At 70.5% G+C, this 11,366-nt stretch carries 8 protein-coding genes and 1 pseudogene; 3 read left to right on the top strand and 6 right to left on the bottom strand.

All coding sequences use genetic code 11. The features are described from left to right. Positions 1-30 precede the first annotated feature (30 nt). Entirely contained in the window at positions 31-1,368 is a 1,338-nt protein-coding gene (locus IW248_RS14855) for a hypothetical protein (protein WP_307787961.1), read from the top strand. On the opposite strand, the gene IW248_RS14850 is transcribed toward IW248_RS14855, so the two are convergent. From IW248_RS14850 to IW248_RS14830, 5 genes are all read right to left on the bottom strand, one after another. Continuing rightward, complete coding sequence (locus IW248_RS14850) at positions 1,326-2,519, bottom strand: glycosyltransferase (protein WP_196927475.1); 1,194 nt, start codon at positions 2,517-2,519, stop codon at positions 1,326-1,328. The two genes, IW248_RS14855 and IW248_RS14850, sit on opposite strands and share 43 nt — an antisense overlap. Positions 2,520-2,540: 21 nt before the next feature. Continuing rightward, positions 2,541-3,872 carry a glycosyltransferase gene (locus IW248_RS14845; RefSeq protein WP_231396313.1) on the bottom strand — a complete coding sequence of 444 codons (1,332 nt, stop codon included), beginning with the start codon at positions 3,870-3,872 and terminating at the stop codon, positions 2,541-2,543. A 17-nt stretch (positions 3,873-3,889) separates the two neighbouring features. Next, entirely contained in the window at positions 3,890-5,308 is a 1,419-nt protein-coding gene (locus tag IW248_RS14840; RefSeq protein WP_196927474.1) for a lipopolysaccharide biosynthesis protein, read from the bottom strand. Positions 5,309-5,466: 158 nt separating this feature from the next. Continuing rightward, the gene (locus tag IW248_RS14835; protein WP_196927473.1) at positions 5,467-7,338 is read right to left on the bottom strand and encodes a polysaccharide biosynthesis protein; all 1,872 of its coding nucleotides are present in this window, start codon (positions 7,336-7,338) and stop codon (positions 5,467-5,469) included. Positions 7,339-7,571: 233 nt separating this feature from the next. Continuing rightward, entirely contained in the window at positions 7,572-8,711 is a 1,140-nt protein-coding gene (locus tag IW248_RS14830; protein ID WP_307787959.1) for a DegT/DnrJ/EryC1/StrS family aminotransferase, read from the bottom strand. A 352-nt stretch (positions 8,712-9,063) separates the two neighbouring features. On the opposite strand from IW248_RS14830, the gene IW248_RS14825 reads away from it, so the two are divergent. Together IW248_RS14825 and IW248_RS33530 are read left to right on the top strand one after the other, a co-directional pair. Continuing rightward, entirely contained in the window at positions 9,064-9,618 is a 555-nt protein-coding gene (locus IW248_RS14825) for a DapH/DapD/GlmU-related protein (RefSeq protein ID WP_231397247.1), read from the top strand. Then, on the top strand, positions 9,618-10,316 hold the full coding sequence (locus tag IW248_RS33530) for an acyltransferase (protein WP_196927471.1): 699 nt from the start codon (positions 9,618-9,620) through the stop codon (positions 10,314-10,316). Before IW248_RS14825 ends, IW248_RS33530 begins: the two co-directional genes overlap by 1 nt. 20 nt (positions 10,317-10,336) lie before the next feature. Here IW248_RS33530 and IW248_RS33090 read toward each other — a convergent pair. After that, positions 10,337-10,894 (bottom strand): annotated as a pseudogene (locus tag IW248_RS33090) (glycosyltransferase); the annotation flags it as partial. Positions 10,895-11,366: the final 472 nt, after the last annotated feature.

The following is an 11,366-nucleotide window of genomic DNA, read 5'->3' as shown; positions in this document are numbered from 1 at the left end:
GTCCACACCGGAACACCGGCCTCTCCGACGGTGACCTGGCTCCCGTTGTGGCTGGCCCTGGCCTGGCTGCTCGGCACGTTCGGCGCGTTCTGGCTGACCGGGCTGTCCCGGCGGGTCGACAACCCGTTCCAGCTCTGCGTCTTCGTGTTCGCGGCGACAGCTCTCTTCGCCGGTGGATACGTGGCGCAGATGGCACGCCGCCCACCCGCCGTCGCTGTCGCGACCCACTCGGTCGATCGCATCCGACAGGTGCGGCAACTGGTCCTGGCCAGTTCCGTCTACTACATCGTGGTGAGTCTGACCCGGCTGGCCGAATTCGGCGCCACCGGTCCGCAGAGCGTGTGGACGAGCATTCGGACGCCGGCCGCCGGCTATCAGAACAAGTTCGAGATCTACCAGCAGGGTGTCGGGACCACGAGCCCGTGGATGAACGTCCTGTTTCCGCTCGGCGTGCTCAGCGTGGCACTCGTGCCGCTGCTGGTGGTCCAGTGGCGCAGTCTGCCCACCTGGCTGCGGCTCGCCGGCATCGTCGGCACGGCGCTGCACATGGCGTTCTACCTCTTCATCGGCACCACGAAAGGGCTCGGCGACGTCGTCATCATGTTGGCGGCGGGGATGCTGATCGCCCGCGCGTCGGTCCGGCGTCGGTCCCGGACGCGCTCGCGGCGTCGCGGGGTGCTCGTGCTGGTCGGCGCGGCGTTCGCGCTGCTGGCCATCTACATGACCTACAGCCACGCGGCGCGGGCGACCGAGTTCGGCACCACGGGCGCCCTGGTGCAGGTGAACCCGTCGGTGGAACGCGTCGTCGGCAAGCCGATGGCCGAGGGTATCGCCGACGTGATCGGCTACCCGACGCACGGCTACCTCGGGCTCTCCTACAACCTGCAGGTGCCCTTCGAATGGTCCCGTGGTCTCGGCAGCGCACCGTCCGCGGCGATCTTCGCCGAGCAGACGTTCGGGGCGGACCTGACCGAACACCCGGCCTTCCCCGACCGCACCGAGCACGAGAAGGGGTGGCCGGCGCGCATGTACTGGGCCACCATCTATCCCTGGCTCGCCTCCGACCTCACATTCCCCGGTGCGGCGTTGTTCATGGGGCTGGTGGGTTGGCTCCTTGCCGGCTCCTGGCGCGCGGCGGTGTCCTCCCGGCGGGTCATCCCGACGTTGATCTTCGCGCAGCTCTGCATCCTCATCGTCTACGTGCCGGCGAACAACCAGCTCGGCATGGCGCCGGAATCCATCGTCGGGATGGCCACCCTGCTCGCGTTGTCCGCGATGCTGTCGCTCACCGGCGGGCACCGGCAGCCCGCGGAGGCCCAGGACCGTCAGCCCCAGTTCCGGAAGAACCTGCCAATCGGCTCGGCGTAGGCCCGATAGTCGAACGACTCGAGCGCCTGGCTGCGCGCGGCCTGGCGCATCACTGTGCGCTGCGCGTCGCTCAACCGGGCGGCGGCGCGAACCGCCTCGGTGACCTCGGCCACCGTGTGGTCCCGGCAGACCAACCCCTCAAGGTTGGGGCGCAGATACCTTCCCATGTCGCTGGTCAGGTTGGCGATCACCGGCGTACCACTGGCCAGGCTCTCGCAGAACTTCGTCGAGAAGCCCGCGTCGGCCGCCCGCTCCGGGCGCCGAATGAGGACTGTGAAATCCGCCCCCTGTAGGGCGTTCGCCACCTCGGCCTGCGGTAGGCGACCCAGGCACCGCACACCGTCGGGCAACGGCCGGTCGGCGAAGAGCCGGCGTGCCTCGTCCGGGGTCGGCCCGTAGATGCGCAACTCGACGCTCGCGCCTTCGCGCTGGACGCGGCTCACCGCCTCGATGACGGTGCCCAGGAGGTCCTTCTTGTTCCCGTGGGGATTGCCGGCGTACGCGAGCGTGAGCCCGGACGAGCCCGCCGCCGTCTGCCGGGCGTCCACGGTCAGGCTCTTGACGTCGAGGGTGGGCGGCACGCGCAGGAGTGGCTTGCCGCTTCGACGGTAGTGGGTTTCCAGGTAGGAACTGATCGCGATGACGCCGTCGCACCGCGGGTAGTAGTGGCGCAGAGCGAGCTTCATGCTGGCGTGCAGCGGGCCGAGGTAACCGCCGCGCACGTGGTGCCCGTTGAACCAGTCGACGACGTCGACGATCAACGGCACGTCGTGGCGACGGCACCACCGCTGAAGGTGGAACATGTACTGGGCCTGACCACCGTGCACCAGAACGTGCGAGGGCCTGGTCGGCTGGGCGTCGAGCCACCGGACCGTCCGTTGCCCCCAGCGCACCAGGGTCTGTATCGAACTGGCGAGCGGCCCGGCCTCCGGCGGCGGCTTCTCCGCGAGGCCGACGTACGAGATCGAACCCGGTCCGTCGACGCCCGGCAGCGGGGTGACGGTGTCTGGCTCGGCAGCGCCGCCGGCGACCACCACGTCGTAGCCGGCGGCGGCCAACGACGCCACCAGGCCGTAGACCCGTCGTGACCCCGCCTCGCCCCACGGGAAGAGGAACGGGCCCACGCAGGCGACCCAACCCGACCGTCTCATTCGCAGCACCTCGACTCGCCTCTAGGTCAGTTGCCGGACGGATTCGCCGTCCGCCGCCGAGCGGAGCGTGGCGGCGAACCGTGCCGCCACGCTGTCCTTCGCGTGCTCCTGGCGCGCGAAGTCGGTCCCGTTACGGGCGAGCCTGCTGCGAAGCGCCCGGTCACGGCAGAGCCTCGTGAGGTCGCCGGCCAGCGCCGCCGTGTCGTTCGTACCGACGATCACCCCGGCGTTCGCCGTGCGGATGTGCGCCATCGACGCCACCTCGGCGGGACCGTAGCCGAGAATGGGACGGCCCGAGGCGAGGTACTGGGGAATCTTGGTCGACACCGAGTAGCGGGTGTAGCGCCGGATCTCCTCGTCGAAGGACTCGATGTGCACCAGGACATCCGCGGCCCGCAGCGCCGCGGGCACCTCGTCGCTGGCGAGTGACGGCCCGAGCCGCACCCGCCCCAGATGGGCGAAGTGTTTGCCGTACTGGGCGAGGTCCCGCTCGGGGGCGTGGATGGTCAGCCGGACCGACAGGCCGTCCTCGGCCAACCTGTCCAGGCTCGCGCCGATGTCACGTAGCGATTTCCAACGGTTCAGGTGCAGGGCGCCGACATAGGCCAGTTCCGTCGTCGGTCGCTGATCCGTCTCGTCCCGAACGGCGGCGAAGTAGGTCTCGTCGACGCAGTTCACGAAGGGGCTGAACGGAATGCCGTACCGTCGGGCGTACTCCTGGGCCATCGGCTCACTGATGACCATGCCGAGCGGAGCCAGGCGGATGAGCCGGGCGATGGCCTCCTGAACTGCTCGGTTGGCCCGCCCGAGGAGTTCGCCGTTGCCGTACAACGTCGCCGGCCAGTCGTCGGTGAAGTGCGGCACGACCGGGACGCCGCACGTGCGCGCCGCGAGAGCGGTGATCCTCGTCAGCCGCACACTGCCGAGCATCGAGTAGACGACGTCGGGACGGAAGTCTCGCATCCACCTGGTGAGCGTCGCGGGCACACGGATGGGGCTGAGATCGGCGGTCGCGCGTAGCTGCGCGTACGCCTTGGCCATCGCGGGACGGCTCTCCGCGGCGGCGTGCACGGCGGCGATCGGCCGGCTCTGTTGCAGCGGCGTCCGCCCGTTCCAACCCAGCATCCGCATGGCGTAGTACTGGACGGGCAGGTAATGGTCCCGCGGCGGGAAGTGGAAGTAGTTCTCACACACCTCGGTCGACGGCGTGATGTTGCCGGTGTGCACCTGCCCGAGGCGGTCTTTCGGCCAGCCGGAGAAGAGGTTCGACAGCGTCATGGCGGTGCCGCTGATCCGACTGAAGGGCGTGTGGCTCACCACCAGCACCCGGGGAAATTCCTCCTGCGACAACATCAGTGCATTCGCCTCTCTCAGGTGGGCCGCACGGTGAGCGCCCGCCGATAGCCGTAGATGGCAGCCGGGACGACCGTCAGGCTGTAGACGCCGACCGCGATGAACGGCGCGGCGGACAGTCCCAGCCAGTGCACGCCGAGCACCTTGCCGACAACGGACAGCGGTAGGTAGAGCAGATAACCCCACAGCTGGGGGCGTACGACGCCTGCCGCGTTCTGCACCATGAACCGCGGAGAGATCGCCGCCAGCACGAGCCACCAGCAGGCGAGGCCCACCAGCAGTGAGCGGTTCCCGATCGGAATCGGCAGCCATGCGGCGAAGAACTGCTCGCCGAACAGCACCAGGAAGGTCGACGGCAGTAGCGCGATGAGGGTGGAGACGACAGTCATCCGGCGAACGGTCCGGCGGACCCAGGCGAGGTCCCCGCGTGCCAGGGCCTCGCCGTGCATCGGCCACAGCGGCTGGTTCACCAACGTCACGAGCGCGCCGAGCTGGGTGAACAGTTTGGCCGGCACCGCGTACGCGGTCACACTGGCCAGGCCCAGGAGGTGCGCGATGATCAACGGGTCGGCGTTGTCCGCCAGCACCATCAGCAGCGTCACCATGAAGAACAGGCCACCGAGGGCGAACAGGTCGCGTATTCCGCGGCCGTCGACGAATCTCGGACGGGGTGCGAGCTGCGGCAGGCGCCATCCGAACGTCCACACCGTGTTGGCGATGTTGACCAGCAACGGGGCGATCGCGATGCTGGCGATGACCGCGATCGGAGGAAGGTCCGCGAACACCGCGCCGAGCGCGAGGGGGAGCGAGAGCGCGCTCGCCGCCGCCTGCCAGACGTTGCTGACGGCCACCTGCTGGTACGCGTACTGCACCCGGGCGACCAACGACAGTGGGATGTTGAGCAGGAAGGCGGTCAGGCAGACCAGGGCGACGAGGCGGGCGTCGCGCGCGGCAGTTCCGGTGGCGTTGAACAGCAGCGGCCACGGGACGAACCCACCGAGCAGCCAGAGCAGACCACACGTCGGCAGCGCGATGCCGCAGACCGCCGCGTAGGCGCTGGAGACGTAACGCCGGGCGGTGTCCGAGTCGCCGCTCACCCGACACGGCGCGAGCCTGGTCATGAGCCCGAGGCCGACGCCCAGGTCCGCGAAGGCGACCATCCCGGTGACCGCGAGGACAGCGGCCCAGAGACCGTACAGATCGGCGCCGAGGTAGGAGAGGGTCACCGGCAGGAGAACGAGCGGTACGAGGGCGCTGACCGCTCGGCTCAGCGCCGCGGTGGCGATCCAGGACAGCAGCCGCCGACCCCGACGCGAGCTCGGGGGAGCGGGGGCATCCGGCGCGGGCGGCTCGACCGTCTGGACGGCCCGGCCGGTCCCCACAGCCGCGAGGTCCGGCTGTTCCGGCCGCTCGAACCTGCCGTCGGGGGCCCGCAATTGTCGGTCCTATCGATCTCGGGGCGAGCGCCGGAAAGACGTGCCTGGCGGTGCGAATGCCGCGACGCGGCCTCGCGTGGGGATCCTCATGACATAACTGTCGGTGCGGGGATTTGGATGCGCCGTCCACCGGCCGTGCCGTGCCGTGCCGGGCCCGATCAGCGCGATCTCAGCGGGACGCCCATCGGATCACCCACCGTCGGATCGCTCGGCTGGGTGCTGAGCAGCGCGAGGTGCTGAATGAGCTTCGCCGTGTCGTCGTACGGGTCGAGCCCGCTCACCTCCATCGGGTCCAGCGGCGGCACTGTCACGTGGGACACCAACGGATGCAACGGCCGCGTGTCGGTCTCGCCGGAGCCGAGCAGGTCCTCGTGCAGCTTCTCTCCCGGGCGCAGGCCGGTGTAGACGATCGGGGCCGTGCTCGACGCCTGCTCGGCCATCTGCCGGGCGAGGTCGGCGATGCGGACCGGCTCGCCCATGTCCAGCACCAACGCCTCCCCGTCCCGCCCGATCTCGGCGGCCTGGAGCACCAGGTGCACGGCCTCCTGGACGGTCATCAGGTAGCGGGTGACCTCGGGGTGGGTGACGGTCAGCGGTTTCCCGTCCTCGATCTGCCGCTGGAAGGCCGTCACCACCGAGCCGCGGCTGCTCAACACGTTGCCGAACCGGACGCTGAGGAAGGTCCCGGGGAAGCGGGAGGCGGCGTGCGCGGTCAGTCGCTCGGTGATCCGCTTGGAGTACCCGAGCACGCTGATCGGGTTGGCCGCCTTGTCGGTGGAGATGTTGACGAACCGGGCCACGTCCTGGCAGGCGTCCAGCACCGAGAGGGTGCCCCACACGTTCGTCATGACGGCCTCGCCGGGGTGCCGCTGCAACAGCGTCAGGTGCTTGAGCGCCGCCGCGTGCAGGATGATCTCCGGTCGGCGTTCCCGGATGATCCGACGGATGCCCTCGTCGTCCCGCAGGTCCGCGAGGATCAGCTCGGGACCGTCCAGCAGGGCCCGTCCGGCGAGTGACATCTGAAGGCCGTGCAGGGCCGACTCGTCGCGGTCCAGCATCATCAGCTCACCCGGCCCGGCCTTCATCACCTGGCGGCAGAGTTCTGAGCCGATGGATCCGCCGGCACCGGTGACCAGGATCCGCCGTCCGGCCAGGCTGTTCGTGCTCAACGGCAGGTCACCGACCACCTGGCGGCGCCCGAGCAGATCGCCGATCTGCACGTCCCGGACGTCGGTGACGGTGATCCGGTGGTCGAGCAGGTCGCGCACCGGGGGCAGCACCTTGAACACCGCGTCCGCCGCCAGCGTGGCCTCGCGGATCTGACGGATCAGCGCGGCGTCGGCGTTGGCCACCGAGAAGATGACAGCCCTCGCGCCGGTGCGGCGGACGGCTCGGCCGACGTCGTGCCGCCCGCCGAGCACCCGCACTCCGCGGATGCGCAGGTCGCGCTTGTCCGGGTCGTCGTCGAGGGCCCCCACGGGGAGGTATCTGCCACGCGGATCGCCGAGCAGCGCGCGCAGCAACTCCTGTCCGGCGTCGCCGATCCCGAACAGCAACACCGGTGTCGAGGATCGGACGTCCGGTCGCAGGGACAGGTCCCGGCGGTGCCGGTACGCGAACCGGGCCCCGAGCATCAGGAGCAGGGCGAGGGCGCCGCCGACCAGCGGGGTGCTCGCCGGCACCGGCCGTTGGTCGCTGGGCAGTAGCCCGAGCAGCACGATGGCGGCCGTCGTGATGGCGGTGCCGGCGACACCCTGGACCTCCTGGAGGCTGCCCAGGGGGTGGCGTCCGGAGTGCAGCCGACGTACCGCCGCCACTGCCACGTACACGACTGCGGCGAGCACGCCGACCGCCGCGGCCCGGCCCAGCTGGCCCGGGGGGAGGTCCAACTCGAATCGGGTCCACGCGGCCGCCACGAAACCGCCGATCCAGGCGGTGGTGTCGGTGGCGAGGAACGCGGCGGCGCGGCGGCGGGCCCTGGCCCGCCGCCCCCGCTGCGCGTGGTCCGTGTGCTCGGTGTCCTGCGGCATGTCCTGGCTCCCCTGCCCGTGTCCCGACCGCTTCCGCCGTTCATGACAGAAGGGCTGTAGCACGCCTTTTGTCCTTGTTACAGGCAAACTGGGAGACGATGGTCGTTTTTCGGCTATCGACGCGATTTCCTGCCTGTGTCGGCGGAGCCCAGCGAGCCGGTACGTCCCTCATCGCCACCTGATCGGCCCACATCCGTGCCAGTTCGGCCGTGCCTCCGGCGTCCAGGGGGCGACTATCCCCGCACCCGGAGGCCGAGGAATTCATCGATTGCCGTAAACACCCGGGCCGTCTGCGGCTCGGTCAGGGCGCTCCCACTGGGCAGGGCGACGCCGTCGGTGAAGAGTCGCTCCGCAGCGCCGGTGAGCAGGCCCTCCGCTCCGCGGTGTACGGGCTGTAGATGCATCGGCTTCCACACCGGGCGGGTCTCGATGTCCCGCTCGGCCAGGTGGACCGCCAGGTCGTCCGCCCGCCAACCGCAGCGGTCCGGCTCGACGGTGATGACGGTGAGCCAACAGTTGGACTCGGTGTCCTCGGCGTTGAGCAGTCGCACGCCCGGCACCGGGGCGAAGAGTTTGGCGTAGCTGTCGCGCAGGTGGCGACGTCGGGCGATCATCCCGTCCAGCCGAAGCAGCTGGGCGCGGCCGAGCGCCGCGAGCAGGTTGCTGAGTCGGTAGTTGTAACCCGTCTCGTGGTGCTCGTAGTGCCGTGCCGGTTCGCGGGCCTGGGTGGCGAGGTGGCGGGCCCGTGCGAGGAGTGTGGTGTCGTCGGACACCAGCATTCCACCGCCGGAGGTCGTCATGATCTTGTTGCCGTTGAAGGACAGCACACCGACGCGCCCGAAGGAGCCGGCGGGCCGGCCGTCGTGGCTGGCGCCGAGTGCCTCCGCGGCGTCCTCCACGAGGGGCACCCCGGCCTCGACGCAGACCGGGGTCAGCGCGCGATAGTCGGCGCAGCTGCCGAACATGTCCACCGGGACGATCGCGCCGACGCGCTCACCGCGCGAGCGCAGCCGCCGGATCAGTTCGTCGACGAGGTCGACGTCCACGTTGCCGGTCCGCGGGTCGCAGTCGACGAAGACCGGGCGGGCGCCGATGTACCGGACCGCGTTGGCCGTCGCGACGAAGGTGAGCGTGGGCACGATGACCACGTCGTCCGGCCCGACGCCGACACCCAGCAGGGCCAGGTGCAGGGCTGCCGTTCCCGAGTTGACGGCGACGGCGCCGTCGGTGCCGACCCGTCGGGCGATCGCCTGCTCGAATGCCTCCAGGTCCGGCCCGGCCGGCGCGGCCCAGCCCGAGCGCAGGGCGGCGATCAGGTACGACTCCTCGAGCGGCCCGATGTCGGGCGGTGAGAGGTGCACGGTGTCGGTCACGAGATCTTCCGGCGCCGATGCGTATGGACGTTCGGGGATTTGTGGACAAAAAGCATGTAACCGTTGTATCAGTGACGGACTGCGCAAACGTCGTTTAGTTCCAGTCGGAACGCCGCGTCGTACCGGTCAACCTCGGAATCGCCGGCCGGATACGGCCAGATCGTGACCCGTTCACGCCGGGTGGAGCGCTCAGGGTGAGCGCGTGGCTGGCGGAAAACGTAAGCAATATTCGTACTACTGGGGTCTTTGTCCATAATTTCGTGATTGTGGCAATGTGCGCAAGTTGGTGAATTTACACTTCGGACCGCGTGATCACCCACCGACGGAGGGAACGGAGACAGCGTTGCTGAGCATGGTGCGCGGCGTGGCGAACGCCCTGCGGGACCGGCGGGCTGCCGCCCGGGACCCGGAGGGATTCGCCAGGTCCCTCGGCGTCGACCTGCGGGGCCGGGTCCGGTTCTACGGCGTCGACCGGGCGATGTTCGGCTCCGAGCCGTGGCTCGTCTCCCTCGGCGACAACGTCTACGTCACCGCCGGGGTCCAGTTCATCACCCACGACGGCGGCACGCTGATCCTCCGCAAGGAGGTGCCCGATCTGGAGTGGACCGCGCCGATCACCGTCGGGGACGACGTCTACCTCGGCGTGCGGACGACCATCCTGCCCGGGGTCACGATCGGCGACCGATGCGTCATCGGCGCCGGTTCGGTGGTGACCCGCGACATCCCGGCCAACAGCGTCGCCGCCGGCGTCCCGGCCCGGGTGATCCGCAGCGTCGACGACTATCTCGACCGGATGCGCGCCCGGTCCCTGGGCTGCGGGCACCTGCCGGCCGCCGAGAAGGCCGCCGTGATCCGCCGGATCTACGGGGTGCCCGAGCAGCTCGCCGCCGGCCGGGCGGGATTCTGATGCGGGTGACGGCCGGCCGACCCGGCGCCCTGCTCGGCGCGTTGTTCATGGCGCTGCACCGTCTTGAGGGCGCCGGTGCCCGGGCCCGTCGGGCCATCCGGGGTCTCGCCCTCGCCGGCCGGTTCGCCGCCCGGGGCGACAACTTCACCTTCGACCCCGACGGCGTCTACACCTGCGAGACGATCGAGGTCGGACACAACGTGGACCTCGGGTACCGGCCGATTCTGATGGCGGCCCGGGCGCGGATCCGAATCGGCGACAACGTCATGTTCGGCCCCGAGGTGACCATCCGAGGCGGCAACCACCGCATCGACCAGGTCGGCGTACCGATGATCGCGGTCGGCAAGAAGCCCGGCGACGACAGCCACGACCGGGGCGTGACCATCGGTGACGACGTCTGGGTGGGCACCCGTGCGGTGATCCTGCACGGCGTGACCATCGGCCGGGGCGCGGTGATCGGCGCCGGAGCCGTCGTCACCCGGTCGGTGCCACCGTATGCGGTGGCCGCCGGCAATCCGGCCCGGGTGATCCGACTGCGGTGGTCCTTGGAGACCATCCAGGACCACGAGCGGCAGCTCTACCCGTCGGAGCGGCGGCTGACCTCCGCCGAACTGGCCGGTCTGGCCGAGCTGCCGGTGCCCGAACCGCGCCCGACGCCGGTGACGAAGTCGCTGACCAGCGGCCTCCAGGCGCGATAGTCGAAGCAGTGTGCCCGCTCGCGGGCGGCCCGGCTCATCGCCCGCCAGGCCGGATCGTCGAGCGACAGCGCCCGTTCCAGCCCGCGCCGGACGTCGTCCGCCCCGGCGCCGTCGAGAACGATGCCCTCCTGGCCGTCCAGGATGTACCTGCGCAGATCACTTGTGTGGTTGAGCAGCACGGGGCAGCCGGCGGCCAGACTCTCCGGCACCTTGGACGGAAAGCCCGCCTGCGCGTACCCGACCGGCGGGCGGACCAGCACCGAGAAGTGTGCCCGCCGCAGCTCGGCGAGCACCCGGTCACGGGGCAGCCGGCCGAGGAAGACCACCTGCCCGTCGAGGTCGTCGGGGTCGGCATCGTCCAGGTCGGAGAGGCTGCCGGCCTGCTCGCGGGTGAGCCCGGCGATCACCAGGCGCACCCGGGACCGATGCTCGGGCGCGAGGCCGCGGATGCCTCCCAGCACCACGGCAAGTTGGTCCTTGGCGCCGGCCGAGCCCGCGTACAGCAGCCGGAGCCCGTCGTCGAGCGAGGGCGGCGCGGGGCTGTCGTAGTCGGCGCAGTCCACCTGGGGCGGCACCATCAGCGTCGCCCGGCCCTGGCCGACGAAGTGCCGCTCCAGCGTCTCGGAGATGGCGATGACCCGGTCGGCGAGTCGCCCGGCCAGGAAGAACGCCCAGCGGTGCCGGACGAAGTACGGCGTCAGCCAACCCCGTGGGAACTGGGCCCGGTCGTGCCGCTCCAGCACGTCCACTGTCACCGGGCAGCGCACCGCCGTGCGCAGCACCATCCAGGTGAGCAGGCCCCACAGGCTGAGCGGCAGGTGGACGCCGGCCAGGTCACCCGGGCGGATGCCGGCGCGGCGCAGGGCGGCCAGGACCCGCAGGGGGCGGGTGCACCGGTGCAGCCAGCGGCCCGGCAGTCCGCCGCCGATGCGTCGGCGGGGCAGCGTGATCAGTCTGACGCCCGGGGGTAGGTCGCACGTGGCGGGCGGTCGCGACCCGTCGTCCGGCCAGTCGTTGACCACCAGGGTCACGCCACCGGGCGGGGTGGCC

The sequence above is a fragment of the Micromonospora ureilytica genome (assembly GCF_015751765.1).
GTDB classification, from domain to species: domain Bacteria; phylum Actinomycetota; class Actinomycetes; order Mycobacteriales; family Micromonosporaceae; genus Micromonospora; species Micromonospora ureilytica.
Note: the sequence above shows the minus strand (reverse complement) of the source record. Positions and strands in the feature narration are given on the sequence as shown.

What these genes read in the sequence shown, in the direction of transcription:
- IW248_RS14850 (WP_196927475.1), bottom strand. Translation starts at nt 2,519, where the DNA reads ATGAGACGGTCGGGTTGGGTCGCCTGCGTGGGCCCGTTCCTCTTCCCG.
- IW248_RS14845 (WP_231396313.1), bottom strand. Translation starts at nt 3,872, where the DNA reads ATGTTGTCGCAGGAGGAATTTCCCCGGGTGCTGGTGGTGAGCCACACG.
- IW248_RS14835 (WP_196927473.1), bottom strand. Translation starts at nt 7,338, where the DNA reads ATGCCGCAGGACACCGAGCACACGGACCACGCGCAGCGGGGGCGGCGG.
- IW248_RS14825 (WP_231397247.1), top strand. Translation starts at nt 9,064, where the DNA reads ATGGTGCGCGGCGTGGCGAACGCCCTGCGGGACCGGCGGGCTGCCGCC.
- IW248_RS33530 (WP_196927471.1), top strand. Translation starts at nt 9,618, where the DNA reads ATGCGGGTGACGGCCGGCCGACCCGGCGCCCTGCTCGGCGCGTTGTTC.